This is a genomic window from Nocardiopsis sp. iso_238, from assembly GCF_056173325.1.
Map to the genome: position 1 here is coordinate 910850 of NZ_CM149668.1, position 16713 is coordinate 927562.

13 protein-coding genes are annotated in these 16713 nt (G+C 71.2%); 5 read left to right on the forward strand and 8 right to left on the reverse strand.

The genetic code is table 11. The features are described 5' to 3' along the window. Nucleotides 1-82: 82 nt before the first annotated feature. Both AC0VYL_RS04095 and AC0VYL_RS04100 read right to left on the reverse strand, forming a co-directional pair. Nucleotides 83-313 carry an acyl-CoA carboxylase subunit epsilon gene (locus AC0VYL_RS04095; RefSeq protein WP_475459354.1) on the reverse strand — a complete coding sequence of 77 codons (231 nt, stop codon included), beginning with the start codon at nt 311-313 and terminating at the stop codon, nt 83-85. Further along, a complete protein-coding gene (locus AC0VYL_RS04100) occupies nt 310-1920 on the reverse strand; it encodes an acyl-CoA carboxylase subunit beta (protein ID WP_475482366.1) in 1611 nt (536 codons plus the stop codon). Before AC0VYL_RS04100 ends, AC0VYL_RS04095 begins: the two co-directional genes overlap by 4 nt. Nucleotides 1921-2257: 337 nt before the next feature. On the opposite strand from AC0VYL_RS04100, the gene AC0VYL_RS04105 reads away from it, so the two are divergent. The 5 genes from AC0VYL_RS04105 (at nt 2258) to AC0VYL_RS04125 (ending at nt 7886) form a co-directional block, all read left to right on the forward strand. Then, the gene (locus tag AC0VYL_RS04105) at nt 2258-4819 is read left to right on the forward strand and encodes a phosphoenolpyruvate carboxylase (RefSeq protein ID WP_475462935.1); all 2562 of its coding nucleotides are present in this window, start codon (nt 2258-2260) and stop codon (nt 4817-4819) included. A gap of 16 nt (nt 4820-4835) precedes the next feature. Next, entirely contained in the window at nt 4836-5606 is a 771-nt protein-coding gene (locus tag AC0VYL_RS04110) for a biotin--[acetyl-CoA-carboxylase] ligase (RefSeq protein WP_475482367.1), read from the forward strand. Between the two features lie 22 nt (nt 5607-5628). Then, on the forward strand, nt 5629-6144 hold the full coding sequence (locus tag AC0VYL_RS04115; RefSeq protein ID WP_475459363.1) for a PH domain-containing protein: 516 nt from the start codon (nt 5629-5631) through the stop codon (nt 6142-6144). Between the two features lie 76 nt (nt 6145-6220). Then, the gene (locus tag AC0VYL_RS04120) at nt 6221-7228 is read left to right on the forward strand and encodes an adenylate/guanylate cyclase domain-containing protein (protein WP_475459365.1); all 1008 of its coding nucleotides are present in this window, start codon (nt 6221-6223) and stop codon (nt 7226-7228) included. Nucleotides 7229-7259: 31 nt separating this feature from the next. Then, on the forward strand, nt 7260-7886 hold the full coding sequence (locus tag AC0VYL_RS04125) for an MBL fold metallo-hydrolase (protein ID WP_475459368.1): 627 nt from the start codon (nt 7260-7262) through the stop codon (nt 7884-7886). A 79-nt stretch (nt 7887-7965) separates the two neighbouring features. Here the strand turns inward: AC0VYL_RS04125 and AC0VYL_RS04130 are convergent, their stop codons facing one another. The 6 genes from AC0VYL_RS04130 to AC0VYL_RS04155 all read right to left on the reverse strand — a co-directional run bounded on the left by AC0VYL_RS04130 (nt 7966) and on the right by AC0VYL_RS04155 (nt 16698). After that, a complete protein-coding gene (locus AC0VYL_RS04130) occupies nt 7966-9102 on the reverse strand; it encodes a DNA alkylation repair protein (protein WP_475482368.1) in 1137 nt (378 codons plus the stop codon). A gap of 255 nt (nt 9103-9357) precedes the next feature. Further along, on the reverse strand, nt 9358-10161 hold the full coding sequence (locus AC0VYL_RS04135; RefSeq protein ID WP_475482369.1) for a succinate dehydrogenase/fumarate reductase iron-sulfur subunit: 804 nt from the start codon (nt 10159-10161) through the stop codon (nt 9358-9360). Then, nucleotides 10158-12320 carry a fumarate reductase/succinate dehydrogenase flavoprotein subunit gene (locus AC0VYL_RS04140; RefSeq protein ID WP_475482370.1) on the reverse strand — a complete coding sequence of 721 codons (2163 nt, stop codon included), beginning with the start codon at nt 12318-12320 and terminating at the stop codon, nt 10158-10160. Before AC0VYL_RS04140 ends, AC0VYL_RS04135 begins: the two co-directional genes overlap by 4 nt. Nucleotides 12321-12343: 23 nt before the next feature. Further along, nucleotides 12344-13156, reverse strand: coding sequence for a hypothetical protein (locus tag AC0VYL_RS04145; protein ID WP_475482371.1), 813 nt, complete (start codon nt 13154-13156; stop codon nt 12344-12346). A gap of 369 nt (nt 13157-13525) precedes the next feature. After that, nucleotides 13526-15418 (reverse strand): glycosyltransferase family protein, encoded by a 1893-nt coding sequence (locus AC0VYL_RS04150; protein WP_475482372.1) that lies wholly within the window; start codon nt 15416-15418, stop codon nt 13526-13528. A 263-nt stretch (nt 15419-15681) separates the two neighbouring features. Beyond that, a complete protein-coding gene (locus AC0VYL_RS04155) occupies nt 15682-16698 on the reverse strand; it encodes a LysR family transcriptional regulator (RefSeq protein ID WP_475459381.1) in 1017 nt (338 codons plus the stop codon). Between the last annotated feature and the right edge of the window lie 15 nt (nt 16699-16713).

Below are 16713 nucleotides of genomic sequence, written 5' to 3' on the forward strand. Positions count from 1 at the left end.
AAATCCTCCAGCTGGAGCACGGAGCGGGTCACACGCCGACCGCTCGACGAAGGGTCTGGGTATCGGGGGAGCACGTCAGGGGTCACCTGGTGCTCAGGCGCCAGGCGCCGGGGCCGGGGCGCGGCGGTGTGCGCATGCCCCGCGCGCGGTCCCGCCAGCCGGAGACGGGCCGCTCGGGCTCGGGGGCCCCGGCGGCGGCCCGGGCCGCCGCCGCGCGGGCGGTGAGCACGGCGGTCAGGACGGCGAGCTCCTCCTCGGTGGGCTCGCCCCTGACCACCACCAGGTGCGGGGACGGCTTCTCGGGCGCGCTCACAGCGGGATGTTCCCGTGCTTCTTGGGCGGGAGCTGCCTGCGCTTGTTGCGCAGCGCCCTCAGCGCCTTGGTGACCTGCACCCGGGTCTCCGAGGGCAGGATGACCCCGTCCACGTAGCCGCGCTCGGCCGCCGAGTACGGGTTCAGCAGGGTGTCCTCGTACTCCCCGACCAGGCGGGTCCGCTCGGCCTCGACGTCGTCGGAGGCGGCGAGGGTGCGCCGGTGCAGGATGTTGACCGCGCCCTGCGCGCCCATGACCGCGATCTGGGCGGTGGGCCAGGCCAGGTTGACGTCGGCGCCCAGGTGCTTGGAGCCCATGACGTCGTAGGCGCCGCCGAAGGCCTTCCGGGTGATCACCGTGATCAGCGGGACGGTGGCCTCGGCGTAGGCGTACAGCAGCTTGGCGCCCCGGCGGATGATGCCGTCCCACTCCTGGTCGGTGCCGGGCAGGAAGCCGGGCACGTCCACGAAGGTGAGGACGGGGACGTTGAACGCGTCGCAGGTGCGCACGAACCGCGCGGCCTTCTCGGAGGCGTCGATGTCCAGGCAGCCCGCGAAGCTCATGGGCTGGTTGGCGACGATGCCGACGGACTGGCCGCCGACCCGCCCGAAGCCCACCACGATGTTGGTGGCGAACTGGGCATGTACCTCAAGGAACTCGCCGTCGTCCAGGACCGACTCGACGACCCGCTTCATGTCGTACGGCTGGTTGGCCGAGTCCGGGACGAAGGTGTCCAGGGCCAGGTCGGTGTCGGTGGTCTCGTCGCCCGGGTCGTCCTCGGGGGCCAGCCGGGGGGCCTCCTCCAGGTTGTTGTCGGGCAGGTGCGACAACAGGGACTTCACGTAGTCGATGGCGTCCTGCTCGTCGGCCCCCTGGTAGTGGGAGACCCCCGACTTGGTGGAGTGCGCGGTGGCGCCGCCCAGCTCCTCCATGGAGACGTCCTCGCCGGTGACGGTCTTGATGACGTCGGGTCCGGTGATGAACATCTGGGAGGTCTCGTCGACCATGACGACGAAGTCGGTGAGGGCGGGGGAGTAGACGTGCCCGCCGGCCGTGGCGCCCATGATCAGGGAGATCTGCGGGACGACGCCGGAGGCGTGGGTGTTGCGCTTGAAGATCTCGGCGTACAGGCCGAGCGCGACGACGCCCTCCTGGATGCGCGCGCCGCCGCCCTCGTTGATGCCCACGACGGGGCACCCGTTCGTGAGGGCGTGGTCGAGGACCTTGCAGATCTTCTCGCCGTAGACCTCGCCCAGTGATCCGCCGAAGACGGTGACGTCCTGGCTGAAGACGGCGACGGGGCGGCCGTCGACGGTTCCGTGGCCGGTGACCACACCGTCCCCGTAGGGGCGGTTGGCGTCGAGGCCGAAGTTGGTCGAGCGGTGCCGGGCCAGCGCGTCGAACTCGACGAACGAGCCCGGATCGACCAGTGCGTCGATCCGCTCGCGAGCGGTCATCTTGCCTTTGGCGTGCTGCTTCTCGACAGCCCGCTCGGAGCCGGCGTGCACGGCTTCGTACCTGCGTCGTCGCAGGTCCGCGAGCTTGCCCGCGGTCGTGTGGATGTCGATCTCAGCCGCGGACAGCGGTTCAGGGGCTTCTGTGGCCATAACAGCCCAGGTTAGCTCCGGGGGTCTGGTTCATCGTCACGCGGCCCGGGTTACTCGTCAGTAGGTCCGGCCTCCCGGGGCCCGAATGTCGAGGCGCGGCCCCCGGGAATCGCGGTGTGTAAAGGATGCCCGAGAAAAGTGAGTAATTGTGAATTGCGCCCGTTTGTAGAACACCGGTTAACGCCTGGGCAAAACTGCGGGAAACCGCCCCCGCGCACATGCCGCCAGGCGTGATCTCTGTAGGGTCGGCCCTATGACAGCGGTTAGCGCAGAACGCGACAGTGCCCGCCAGGAAGTCCCCGAACAGCTCAGGAATGACGTCAAGCTGCTCGGTGAGATGCTCGGAACGGTTCTCGCCGAAAGCGGCGGCGCGGACCTGCTCGACGATGTCGAGAAACTCCGACACGCGGTGATCGGTGCCCGCGACGGCACCGTCACCACCGAGGAGATCACCCGCCTGGTCGCGGTCTGGCCCCTGGAACGCGCCAAGCAGGTCGCCCGCGCCTTCACGGTCTACTTCCACCTGGCCAACCTGGCCGAGGAACACCAGCGCATGCGCGCCCTGCGCGAACGCGACGACGCCCACAACCCGCCCCGCGAGTCCCTGGCCGCCGCCGTGCGCGCCGTCCGCGAGGGCGAGGGCGGCGAGGAGCGCCTCAACGCGCTGATCGAGGGCATGGAGTTCCACCCCGTCCTCACCGCCCACCCCACCGAGGCCCGGCGCCGCGCCGTCTCCACCTCCATCCTGCGCATCAGCGCCCAGCTGGAGGACCTGCACACCGCGCACGAGGGCAGCGGCGCCGCCGCCGAGGCGCACCGCCGCCTGCTGGAGGAGATCGACCTCCTCTGGCGCACCTCCCAGCTGCGCTACACGAAGCTGGACCCGCTCGACGAGGTGCGCACCGCCCTCGCCGCCTTCGACGAGACGATCTTCGCGATCGTGCCGGAGGTCTACCGGACCCTCGACACCGCTATCGACCCCGAGGGCACCGGCACCCGCCCGCCCCGCGCCACGCCCTTCGTGCGCTACGGCAGCTGGATCGGCGGGGACCGGGACGGCAACCCCTTCGTCACCCACGAGGTGACCCGCGAGGCGATGACCATCCAGTCCGAGCACATCCTGCGCGGCCTCGAAACGGCCTCCGGCCGGATCGCCCGGGCCCTCACCGTCTACTCCAACCTGACCCCGGCCAGCCCCGCGCTCCTGGACGCCCTCTCCGAGGCGAAGGCCGGACAGCCCGCGCTCATGGGCGAGATCACCCAGCGCTCACCCAACGAGCCCCACCGCCAGCTCCTGCTCCTGGCCACCGCCCGCCTGCGCGCCACCCGCGAACGCGACGCCGACCTCGCCTACACCGACGCCGAGGAGTTCCTCGCGGACCTGCGCCTGGTCCAGGAGTCCCTCGCCGCCGCCGGAGCGGTCCGCCAGGCCTACGGCGACCTCCAGCACCTCGTCTGGCAGGCCGAGACCTTCGGCTTCCACCTGGCCGAACTGGAGATCCGCCAGCACAGCGAGGTCCACGCGGCGGCCCTGGCCGAACTGGAGGCCGGAGGCCCCCTCTCGGAGCGCACCGAGGAGGTCCTGGACACCATCCGCACCGTCTCCTGGATCCAGGAGCGCTTCGGTGTGGAGGCCTGCCGCCGCTACATCGTCAGCTTCACCCGCTCCGCCGAGGACATCGAGGCCGTCCACAAGCTGGCCACCTACGCCCTGCCGCCCAAGCGCGTGCCGGTCCTGGACGTCATCCCGCTCTTCGAGACCGGCGCCGACCTGGAGGCCTCGCCCCGGGTCCTGGCCGGGATGCTCGACCTCCCGCCGGTCCGCCGGCGCCTGGCCGACAACGACCGGCGCCTGGAGGTGATGCTCGGCTACAGCGACTCCGCCAAGGACGTGGGGCCGGTCAGCGCGACCCTGCGCCTCTACGACGCCCAGGCCCGGCTGTCCGCGTGGGCCCGCGAGCACGACGTGCGCCTGACCCTCTTCCACGGCCGGGGCGGTTCCCTGGGCCGTGGCGGCGGCCCGGCCAGCCGCGCCCTGCTCGCCCAGGCGCCGGGCTCGGTCGACGGGCGGTTCAAGGTGACCGAGCAGGGCGAGGTCATCTTCGCCCGCTACGGACAGGCCGCGATCGGGCGCCGCCACATCGAACAGGTCGGCCACGCCGTCCTGATGGCCTCCACCGACGCCGTCCAGGAGCACGAGCGCGCCGCCGCCGAGCGCTACCGGCGCCACGCCGACACCATCGCGGAGGCCGCCCAGGAGGCGTACCTGTCGCTCATCAACACCGACGACTTCGCGGTGTGGTTCTCCCAGGTGAGCCCGTTGGAGGAGCTCGGCGAGCTCCGCCTGGGATCGCGTCCCTCCCGGCGCGGCGCCGCCCGGGGCCTGGGCGACCTGCGGGCGATCCCGTGGGTGTTCGCGTGGACCCAGACACGCGTGAACCTGCCCGGCTGGTTCGGCCTCGGTACGGGCCTGGCCGCCGTGGCCGACCTGCCCGTCCTCCAGGCCGCCTACCGCGAGTGGCCGCTGTTCGCGTCGCTGCTGGACAACGCCGAGATGAGCCTGGCCAAGACCGACCGCACCATCGCGGAGCGCTACCTCGCCCTGGGCGACCGGCCCGAACTCAGCGAGACGGTCCTGCGCGAGTACGACCTGACCCGCGAGCTCGTCCTCAGGGTGACCGGCCACAGCCGCCTGCTGGAGAACCGCGCGGTTCTGTCCCGCGCCGTGGACCTGCGCAACCCGTACGTGGACGCGCTCAGCCATCTCCAGCTCCGGGCCCTGGAGGCGCTGCGCGGCGAGGAGGCCGAGTCCCTCTCCGAAGAGGACAGCGAGCACCTGGAACGGCTGCTCCTGCTCTCCGTCAACGGTGTCGCCGCCGGTCTCCAGAACACCGGCTGACTGCTGTAATGGACGGATGAACGAGATCCCTCCCCTGGACCGGGCCGCGATCACCTCGGCGGTGATCCGGCCCGGCGGGCTCTGGCGACGGGTCGAGGTGGTCCCCGAGGCCGGATCCACCAACACCGAACTGGTCGCGAGGTCCAAGGAAGGCGCCCCCGAGGGGACCGTGCTGGTCACCGAGCACCAGACCGCAGGGAAGGGAAGGCTCGGGCGCGGGTTCACGACACCGCCGCGGGTCGCGCTCACCTTCTCGCTGCTGGTCCGTCCCGGGGTGCCTTCGGAGGAGCTCGGCTGGGTGTCCCCGCTGATGGGACTGGCGGCCGTCGCCGCCGTCCGCAGGACGACCGGCCTGGAGACACGGCTGAAGTGGCCCAACGACCTGCTCCTGGGGGAGCGGAAGCTCGCCGGGATCCTGGCCGAGGCCGACTTCTCCGACCCCGCCCGCCCCGGAATCGTGGTCGGCATGGGGCTGAACGTCTCCCAGACGCGCGACGAACTCCCGGTGGAGACCGCCACCTCCCTGCGCGCCGAGGGCGCCGACACCCTCCGGGAGACCCTCCTCGTGGCCGTCCTGGAGGAGTTCGAGCGACGCTACTCCGCCTGGGAACCGGCCGACGAGTACCGGGACGTGTGCGTGACCATCGGCCGCCGGGTCCGCGTCCACCTGCCGGGGGACACCTACCTCGACGGCACCGCGACCGGCGTCGACGACCAGGCGCGACTCCTCGTGGAGGGGCGGGCGCTCAGCGCCGGGGACGTCGTACACGTCCGGCCGGGCCAGTGAATCGTGTGCCATCATCACCTTTATGGCTATCGCGGACCGCTATCTCTCCGACGACGAGGAACTCGTCCACGTCGCACGGCAGCACTGGACCCTCCTCGCCGGGGAGTTCGTCGCGCTGATCCTCATCATCGGTGTCGTCGGCACCGCCCTCTTCTTCATCCCCTGGTCCGAGGACTGGAGCCTGATCGCCGCGGGCGTCGTGGTGGCGGTCGGGGTCGTCGCCGCCCTGGCCTTCTGGTTCGTCCCCATGCTCAAGTGGGCGACCACGGTCTACATCCTCACCAACCGGCGGCTGATGATGCGTGACGGCATCATCTCCAAACAGGGCCGGGACATGCCGCTCACCAGGGTCAACGATGTCTCCTTCAACATCAGCCTCTGGGAACGGATCATGCGGTACGGAACGTTGTCCATCCAGTCGGCGTCCGAGCAGGAGGGCATGGTCCTCCAGCGCGTGCCCAGACCCCAGTGGTTCCAGTCGGAGATCTACCGCCAGGTCAACGCGGCCCAGCGGCCCGAGTACCCGTCGGGAACCTGACCCCGGCGCACCATCGGCGTAAGCTGGAGGTGCATCCCACACCGCCCCCGTGCGGTAAGGCCGTGAAAGAGAACGTATGCCGTCGCGTCCTGACCCGAAAGCGATCGAGTCCGTCCTGCTCGGTGGTGAAGCGGTCTACACCAGGGAACAGGCGGTCGAGCTCGCCGAAGCCGACCCCGAACTGGCCGGACGAGTCTGGCGCGCCCTGGGCTTTCCCACCCTGGGCGACGACTCGGTGATCTTCGCCGAGAGCGACGTCGAGGCGCTGCGCATCACCAACTCCCTCCTCAAGGAGGGGCTCCTCGACGAGGAGGGCGTGGTCCGCTTCGCCCGCGCCATGGGCCAGACCATGGCCAGACTCGCGGACTGGCAGACCAGCATCCTGAGCACCCTCATCTTCCAGAACGAGGACTCCGCCAGCCCCCTGATGAACCAGGTCAAGGAGCTCCTGCCCGACGTGGAGCGCCTCCTGCTGCACATCTGGCGCCGCCAGCTCGCCGCCTCCACGGCGCGCACCCTCGCGGTGATGTCCAACAACAACGACATCGTCCCGAACTACTACCCGCTGATCGTCGGCTTCGCGGACCTGGTCTCCTTCACCACCCTGAGCCGCGAGCTCGACGAGGTCGAACTCGCGGGCGTCGTGGAGGGCTTCGAGGCCACCGCCGCCGACATCGTCGCCTCCGGCGGCGGACGCGTGGTCAAGACCCTGGGTGACGAGGTCCTCTACGTCGCGGACTCGCCCCTCCAGGCCGCGGACATCGCCCTGCGCCTGGCCTCCGGGGTGAAGACCCACGTGGAGGTCCCCGACGTCCGGGTCGGTGTGGCCTACGGACCGGTCCTCACCCTGCACGGGGACGTCTTCGGCACCACCGTCAACCGCTCCAGCAGACTCACCTCTTTCGCGCGGCCCGGCACGGTCCTCATCGACGAGGCCCTGGCCGAGAGCCTCAGCGACGAGGAGGGCCTCCAGGTAGTGCAGGTCCGGGCCCGACACGCCCACGGTCTGGGCCTCATCCAGCCCTACGCGCTACGCCGGGACTTCGACGCGCAACCGCATGTGCCGACGCCTCCGGAGGGATAGGCTCGAAGCCCCAACGTGAGGCGGTGAGAGTGTGACCCCCATCCAGCAGCTGCGTACCTCGGGTGTCTTCAGCGTCGAGGGCGCCGAGTCCGACATCGAGAACAACGTGTGGATCGTCGGCAACGACGAGAGCGCTGTGGTGATCGACGCCGCCCACGACCACGAGCGCATCGCCCGCGGCCTGGGCGACCGTGAACTCATGGCCATCGTGTGCACCCACGGCCACCCGGACCACATCAACGCCGCCGTCGCCCTGGCCGACCTCACGGACTGCCCGATCCTCCTCCACCCGGACGACTCCGAGCTGTGGTACCAGGTCCACCCCTACCGTGAACCGGACGCCCCGCTCCTGCACGGCGAGGTCCTGCGCGCCGGAGACGTGGAGCTCAACGTGCTGCACACCCCGGGCCACACCCCCGGCGGCGTCTCGTTCCACTCCCCGGAACTCGGCGTGGTCTTCAGCGGCGACACGCTCTTCCCCGACGGCCCCGGAGCCACCGGGCAGCCCTCCTCGGACTTCCCGACGATCATCGCGTCCATCCGCGACCAGCTGATCACCCTCCCGGGCGACACCATCGTCCACCCGGGCCACGGCGAGTCCACCACCATCGCGGAGGCCGCCAACCACCTCGAAGAGTGGTCCACCCGGGGCTTCTGACGCCTCGGGGCGGCGCCCCGCGCGGTCGGCCACACCCCCTCAGACCCCGGGGCCGGAGGCGCGCCGGTTCCCGCCCTCGTCAGGGGGTGCGGGTCAGCATCAGCCCGAACCCGGCCTCCGCCTTCACCAGCCCGTTCACCTGGACCTCCACCAGGTGCTCCCCCGGGTAGTAGGTCCGGGTCGTGATGGGCCGCACCGGGTGCCTCCTCTCCAGGGTCCTCCGCTCCCCGGCGCCCAGCTCCAACGTCGTCCACTTGAACACCTTGGGGTTGCGTCCCCCGTTCGCACGCACGTGGTGAACCACGTAGTCGACGATCACCGTGTGCGGCCGGTCGTCCCCGTTCACCAGGTCGACCCGCACCGACAGCGCCCCGCCCAGCTCCAGCACCTGCGGGCTCAGGGTCAGGCCCTCCGCGGTCACCAGCTCACCGCCCGTGGCCCCGAGCAGCGCCAGTGCCCTCTGGTCGCCCTTCTTCACCAGGGTGCGCAGGGCGTGCCGGACGGTCCACGCCGTCTCCGGGGTCGGGCTCTCCCGGGTCCACCGCTCCGCCACGTCCAGCACCAGCCCGGGGTGTTCCCTCGACACGTCGTTCAGGTTGTTGGCGACCGAGGTGCGCACGAACTTCGACGGGTCCGACCTCAGCGCCTCCAGGACCTCCAGCACGGGGGCCGGGTCCTCGACGAACCTCGTCAACCTGCGTGCCCACGGCAGTCGCGGTCGGATGCCCTCACTGGCGAACCGGCGCACGTTGGGGTCGGGGTCGAGGGCACAGGTCCGCATCAGCTCCATCGTGGTCTCGTAGTGCCGCAGCACGAACGGACGCACGGCGAACTCACTCGTGTGGCGTTTGGTGATCTCCACCAGGGCGGGCAGCGAGACCTCCGGGTGGTCCAGCCCGTACTCCTCCACGAACCGGGCCACGGCCATCAGGTGGAAGCCCTCGTTGAACATGCCCTCGCCCTCACCGAGGGCGTCGTCCCCCAGCGAGGCCACCAGCACGCCGACGGCGTCGGGGACGTGCTCCGGCAGGCGGTCGCGCAGGCCCCTCGCCATCACCAGGACCCGTTCCTTGAGCTCCAGCGGCCCGACCAGCCCCTCGACCTCCGCCACGTACCCGTCGACGTCGAAGCCCGCGTACACCCGGTGGACCGACTCCCCGAGGACGCGTGCGCTGACCCCGTCGAAGTGGTCCTTGAGGCTGTACTCCCCGGCCATGGCACGTCCCCCGCCCGTACCCCGATCCGGTCGTCGCCCGCCCAGCCGGGGCTCGGGGAGAGGCGACACCGGTGTCGGAACGGTCAAGCTATACCGTGGTCCGACCGAAGTCGAGAACGATCCCCGAGGACCGACAGCCCCGGAACCCGCGTCCGTGACCGCGCGGCGGAAGGGGCCGGGCGGCGGGGACGCCCACCGCCCGACACTCCTTCCGGCCCCTCCTCCCACCGGGCTCCGCCGACCCCGTTCCTCCGCCTACTCCGCCGTTCCCCGGCCCTCCTCCGGGCGTCGGACGTTCGGGGCGATCGGGGTGTCCTTCGGCCGTCTGCCGATCTTCGACCCCAGCCACACCAGCGGGTCGTACTTGCGGTCCACCACGCGCTCCTTCAACGGGATCAGGGCGTTGTCCGTGATGTGGATCCCCTCGGGGCACACCTCCGTGCAGCACTTGGTGATGTTGCAGTAGCCGAGCCCGAACTCCTCCTGGGCCGTCCGGCGCCGGTCCGCCGTGTCCTCCGGGTGCATCTCCAACTCGGCGACCCGCATCAGGAAGCGCGGCCCCGAGAAGTGCTCCTTGTTCTCCTCGTGGTCACGGACCACGTGGCACACGTTGTTGCACAGGAAGCACTCGATGCACTTGCGGAACTCCTGCGAACGTTCCACGTCCGACTGCCGCATCCGGAAGTCGCCCGGCTCCGTCCCGGGGGCGGGGGTGAACGACGGGATCTCCCGGGCCTTGGCGTAGTTGAAGGAGACGTCGCACACCAGGTCACGGACCACGGGAAAGGTGCGCATCGGGGTCACCGTGACGACCTCGTCGTCCTCGAACACGCTCATCCTGGTCATGCAGGACAGGCGGGGCCGACCGTTGATCTCCACCGAACAGGAGCCGCACTTGCCCGCCTTGCAGTTCCACCGCACCGCCATGTCCGGGGTCTGGGTGGCCTGGAGCCGGTGCAGCACGTCGAGGACGACCTCGCCCTCGTTCACCTCCACCCGGTACTCGGTCAGCTCCCCGTCCGGTCCGCCGCGCCACACCCGGAACGTCCGCTCGCTCATGACGTGCCCTCCTCGCTCGCCCCTGCTCCGTCGCCACCGCCCGTGCCGTCCGCCCCGTGAGTCCCGCCGGGATCTCCGGCACCCGCCCGGTCCTGCTCCTCGTCGGGCAGCTCCTCCTTGGTCAGGTACTTGGCCAGCTCGTCCCGGTCGAAGAGGGCGAGCAGCTCACCGGGGATGTCCGCGACGGGGGTCCGCTCCAGCTCCACCCGCCCGTCGACCGCGCGCACGGACAGGTTCACCCGGCGCCACTCGGCCGACATCTCCGGACAGTCGTCCCGTGTGTGCCCGCCGCGCGACTCCGTGCGCTCCAGCGCGGCCCGCGCCACCGCCTCGGACACCAGGAGCATGTTGGGCAGGGCCAGCGCCAGGTGCCAGCCGGGGTTGTACACCCGGTCTCCTGGGGCGCTGAGCACGTCCACCCGCCCGGCCAGCCCGGCCAGCCGCTCCAGGGCCCGTTCCACCTCCGGGCCCTTGCGGATGATCCCGACCAGGTCGTTCATGGTGTCCTGGAGCTCGGAGTGGATGGCGTACGGGTTCTCCCCGGCCCCCTGTTTGAGCGGTGCCAGCGACGAGGCGACCGCCTCCGCCGTCGCCCGCTCCAGCGCGCCCTTCCTCCGGGCGCGGTCCTCGTGGCCCGCCTCCAGCGCGTCCACGTACGCGGCGGCGCCCAGTCCCGCCCGCCGCCCGAACACCAACAGGTCGGACAGCGAGTTCCCGCCCAGCCGGTTGGAGCCGTGCATCCCGCCCGCCACCTCCCCGGCGGCGAACAGTCCGGGCACGTCCGACGCGGCGGTGTCGGCGTCCACCCGCACCCCGCCCATCACGTAGTGGCAGGTGGGCCCCACCTCCATCGGCTCGGCCGTGATGTCCACGTCCGCCAGCTCCTTGAACTGGTGGTGCATGGACGGCAGGCGCCGCCGGATCTCCTCGGCGGGCAGCCGCGAGGACACGTCCAGGAACACGCCCCCGTGCGGGGAGCCCCGTCCGGCCTTGACCTCGCTGTTGATCGCCCGGGCCACCTCGTCCCGGGGCAGCAGCTCCGGCGGCCTGCGGTGGTGCGCCGGGTCGTCGTACCAGCCGTCCGCCTCCTCCTCGGTCTCCGCGTACTGCGACCGGAAGACGTCGGGCACGTAGCCGAACATGAACCGCTCGCCCCGGGAGTTGCGCAGCACGCCGCCGTCGCCCCGCACGGACTCGGTGACGAGGATGCCCTTGACCGACGGCGGCCAGACCATGCCGGTGGGGTGGAACTGGACGAACTCCATGTTGATCAGCGAGGCTCCCGCGCGCAGGGCCAGGGCGTGCCCGTCACCGGTGTACTCCCAGGAGTTGGACGTGGTGCGGAAGGCCTTGCCGATGCCGCCCGTGGCGAGGATGACGGTGGGGGCCTCGAACAGCATGAACCCGCCGTCCACCCGGCGGTAGCCGAAGGCGCCGACGATCCGTCCGTCGTCCCCTCCCTCCCTGATCAGACTGGTCACGGCGGTCTCGGCGAACACCGTCAGCCGCTCGTCCGGATCACCGAACTCCGCCGCGTCCGCCTGCTGGAGGGCCACGATCCGCTGCTGGAACGTGCGGATGAGCTCCAGCCCGGTGCGGTCGCCCACGTGCGCCAGGCGGGGGTACTCGTGCCCGCCGAAGTTGCGCTGGCTGATCCGACCGTCCTCGGTGCGGTCGAACAGCGCGCCCCAGTACTCCAGTTCCAGGATGCGTTCGGGGGCCTCCCTGGCGTGGAGTTCCGCCATGCGCGGGTCGTTGAGGAACTTGCCGCCGCGCAGGGTGTCGCGGAAGTGCACCTTCCAGCTGTCGGCCGCGTTGGTGTTGCCCAGGGCGGCCGCTGCGCCGCCCTCGGCCATCACCGTGTGGGCCTTCCCGAAGAGCGACTTCGACACGATCGCGGTGCGTTTTCCCTGTTCCCGGGCGGCGATCGCGGCGCGGAGCCCGGCGCCGCCCGCGCCGATCACCACGACGTCGTAGCGGTGCCGGGTGATCCCGTCGCCCTCACCGCGACGTGACCGCGGCGAGGGCTCGTCGGCGGAGGTGGTTCCGGAGGGTGGTGTGCGTCCCGTGGCCGTGGCCGGTGACGGTGACCCGGGTGAGGTCGGGGAGATCCTGGACGTCGGGGAGAGCCTGGAGGAAAGGCCGGGCGTGGGGGGCATGGGGCGCGTGTACTCCTTCACGCTCAGTTGAGGATGCGCGGGTCCGTGATGGTGCCGCTGGCGACCAGCGCGACGTAGGCGTCCGTGGCGATCAGCGACGCGATGCTCAGCCAGCCGAACAGCATGTGCCGGTTGTTCAGCGCGGAGGCGCGGGACCAGAGCCAGTAGCGGACCGGCCGCCCGGCGAAGCTGCGCAGTCGGCCGCCCATGATGTGCCGACACGAGTGGCAGCCGAACGTGTAGCCCCACAGCAGCACCACGTTGGTGAGCATGACGAGGTTGCCGAGCCCGATGCCGAACCCGCCCTCCGTGCCGTGGAAGAACGGGACGAGCATGTCCCAGGTGTTGACCAGGACGATGGCTCCGGCGAAGTAGAAGAAGTACCGGTGGCCGTTCTGGGGGAGCATCAGCGGGCGGGTCTCACCCGTGTAGGTCCGGTGCGGCTCGCGCACGGCGCAGGCGGTGGGCGCCTGCCAGACCGAGCGGTAGTAGGCCTTGCGGTAGTAGTAGCAGGTCACCCGGAACAGCAGCAGGATCGGCAGGCTGAGCAGGGCGTAGGGGAGGATCGGGGGGAACTCCCACGGCAGCCGCCCGAACAGCGAGGCGTCGGGGACGCACTGCTGGGCGAGGCAGGGGGAGTAGAAGGGGGTCAGGTAGTGGTGTTCCTGGACCCAGTAGTGGTCCTGCTGGAACACCCGGGCCGCCCCGTAGACGAGGAAGGCGGCCAGGCCCAACGTCGTCAGGGTCGGGGCCAGCCACCATCGGTCGGTGCGCAGTGTTCGCTGGCTCAGGCGTGCCCGGCCGCCGCCGGGGCGCGCGTCGTGAGTGGGGGTCACCGTGGTCTCCACCTCCTGTGGAGAGCGGTCGGACCCGAAGACGGGGCGCGGACCCGTGCCTCCGGTGGCCGTGACCGCTCCCGGATGCTGGATCGCTGTGGGCGAGCAGTGCTGCGGGGGAAGCAGTAGCGAACCGGTCTGCTACGCAACGCTAGGTCGTTGTGATCACGGTCACGTTCCAGGTCGGGGAAAACGGCCCGGAATTGTTGTGATGTGCGCCACTATTCCTTTGTCTTTTGTTGCTACTTATAGTCAGAAATCCCTTATGCAACCATTGCCCTTTTCGGTTTCCAGGATTCCTGTGTTAATGCGGAGGAGGGGGTGAGGGAGCCACGCCCCCTCACCCCCTCCTCCCGACCCCACTCCGGGTCAGGGAACCAGCAGCGCCCTCGGCGCCTCCACGAACTCCGCCGGGACCCGCACCCCCAGCTCCGCGAGCCTGCGCAGATGCGTCTGACGGCTGAACCGCTCACGCAACACCTCGTGACCGGTCCGCACCTGTCGGGCGTACCGTTCCTCGTCACCCATCAGAGCCTCGATCTCCCCGCGGACGCCCTCCGGCTCCGCGTAGAGCGCGGCGTCCCCGAAGACCGGGGCGAACGCGTGCGGGAGCACGGTCGGGAGTCCGACCGCGATGGCCTCCAACGGGGCCCGGCCGAACGACTCCAGGTACCCCTGACCCGTGAAGTACACGTACGCGTCCAGCCCGTGCAGGAACTCGCGGACGCCCATCGCGTCGAACGCGTGCCCGGTCCAGTGCTCGGGCAGCCCGCCCAGCGTGCGCTCGGCGTGTCTCGTCCCGCCCAGCACGTGTGTCTCCCACCCGGGCGACGCCGGGTACGCGGCCGCCAGCAGGGCCGGGTCCTCCGGCCACTTGTCCCGGTCGTCCCGCGAGTGGCGGCCGAGCAGCACACGGCCGTCCGGGTTCCGGCGCCCGCCGCGCCGCCACGCGTCGAGGTCGATGATGTTGGTCCAGTCCTCGTCCGCCAGCGGAACCCCCGCCATCTCCGAGGCGTGGTGCAGGACCATCGCCTCACGCACCCGCGCGCTGACCGGGTACCAGCTGTGCTCCCCGAGCATGCCGGTGAACCCCTCCACGCAGCGCGCGACGTCCCACGCCTCGTTCGGGGCGGCCTCCCCGTGCTCCCCGTGCCCGGTCTCCTCCGCCCCCGCCCCGTACCGGCGGTTCGGGGTCTGGTTGAGGACCACGATCCGCCGCGCGGCCTCCACCGACGGAAGGACGTCCATCGGGTGCTGACCGATCAGCGGGAACCGCACCACCAGCAGATCGCAGGTGACGCGTTCGTCCGGCGCCACGAAACGGACCCGGTCGTTGTCCACGGTGGCCAGGACCCTGGGGTTCACCCCGCGGGACTGGTCGGCGCGGAGCACGGGGTGGTGCACGAGGCCGGTGGTCAGCCCCGCGTCACGCTGCGCGGTGATCTCCTGGACGTTGCTTCCGGTGCTGCCGCCCGGCAGGCGGAAGTCCGACATCAGCACCACGTCGAAGTGCCGGGCCGCACGCGGCGCGCGGATGCGCGCGGTCAGCAGAGAGGGGACGCCGGAGGCTCCCCGGGCGGCGCGTGGGGCGGCGAGGTCGGCCAGGTGGGCGTGGTCGCGGGCGTTGTCGGGCTGCCCCGTCGCACGGTGCCAGTTGGAGAGCGTCTTGTGCGCCTCGGCGCGCACGGACGGGGTGGCCTCGTGGTCCGCGCCGAGACGGCGCAACCGCTCCAGCCCCAGGGAGCTGTACCCGTTCCAGAGCAGGTCCTGGGCCTCGGACAGGTTCCGTTCCGCCGGCGTCCGCGCCGTGTCCGGGTCCGAGCCCCGACCGGAGCCGCCACCCGGGCTCCGGTGCGAACCTCCGCCCGAGCGCCCGTCCGCCCCCGCGTCCTGGGTCCGGGACGCCGACCTCCTCGCCTGCTGGCGTTCGTACCGGGCCCAGCCCTCCACGGTCCGGTCCGCGCAGGCGTCGGCGGCCTCCTGGATGGTCTGGCGCACCCGCACGTCGCGGTCGCGCGCCGCGCCCACCTCGTCACGGCGGTCGAGCGCCATCTCGTCCAGCTGGACGCGCACCTCCTCCATCTTCTCCGCGAGGGTTCTGCGCTCTCTGTCCACGGCGAAGGCGACCGCGAGCGCGAGGACGGCGAGCCCGGCGAAGACCAGCGCCAGGGCCAGCCTCGGTGGGCTGAGCGCCACCGCCGCGGTGACCGCGACGACGGCGACCGAGACGACCTGCTTCAGGGAAATCGAACTGAGACTCATGGCGACCACGTTCCGCATAGGGGATGCCTGACTCCCGCGCGGATCCGGTGGGGGACGGCCGGTGGAGCGGCGGGTGCCACCAAGGGTCACCCAGAGGGGCCGCGCGGCGAAGGAACCCCGGTTCGGAGGAGGGTCGGTGACAGAGCGGCGCGAAGTGGCCGATACCGGATCGGCACGGACGCGGGATCAGCAGGTCAGCGGGCCGGAACCCGTTCCGGGAGTGCCAGGGGTTCCCGGAGCCCGCGTCCGCCCGCGGCTCCGCGTCAGTCCGTGGGATCCCCGTCGACCCGCGTACCGCCGCCCGGCCCCTCCCACCGGCGCTCGTGGCCGGGGTCGCCCGCGTCGGCCGCCGAGATCAGCACCTCCAGGTCCGGGCCCAGGTCCTCCGGCGACATCGCCAACAGGTACTCGTTGAGGTGGCGGCGGAAGGCCTCCGCCGAATGGGACGGCTCCACGTCCTTGCGCCGGGCCAGGGCCACCGTGCGCAGCAGCCTCGGCCGGGCCAGCGGAGTGCCCCTCAGGCCGGGGCGGTTGCGCAGCACCATGCTCGGCACCACCGCCAGGCCCAGCCCCGCCTCCACGAACCTCAGCACAGCGTCCATCTCGCCGCCCTCCACGGCCAGGTCCGGCTCGAACCCGGCCGCGCGGCAGGCGCGCAGCGTCGCCTCGCGGACGTCGTAACCCCGCCGGAACATCACCAGCGGACGGTGCTCCAGCTCCGTGATGCGGATCGACGCCCGCCCGTTGGGGGAGGGGCGCGAGGTCGGGCTCGCCACCACCAGGTTCTCCCTCAGGATCGGGGTGGTCGAGAAGTCCGGGTCGCTGCTGTGCAGTGGCAGGATGATGAGGGCCAGGTCCAGCTCCCCCCTCCCCAGATCCCGGATGAGGTCGCGGGAGCCGCTCTCCTCCACGTGCAGCTCGATCCCGGGGAAGCGCCTGTGGAAGTCCGAGAGGACGTCGGCCAGCAACCCGGCGCACAGCGACGGCGTCGCCCCCAACCGGACCCGGCCCCGCCGGACCCCGGCCAGCTCCGCGACCTCCCGGCGGGCCGTCTCCAGGTCGGTGAGGATGCGCTGGGCCAGCGGAAGCAGGGCCTCACCTGCGGGTGTGAGTGTGATGTTTCCCCGAGCACGACTGAATAACGGCGCGCCCAACTCGCGCTCAAGGCTCCGGATCTGTTTGCTCAAACTCGGCTGGGCGACGCGAGAAAGCTCTGCTGCGCGGGTGAAATGGCGCGTGCGGGCCACAGCGACGAAGTAGGCCAGCTGTTGGAACTGCATGGTCCATAGCCTACG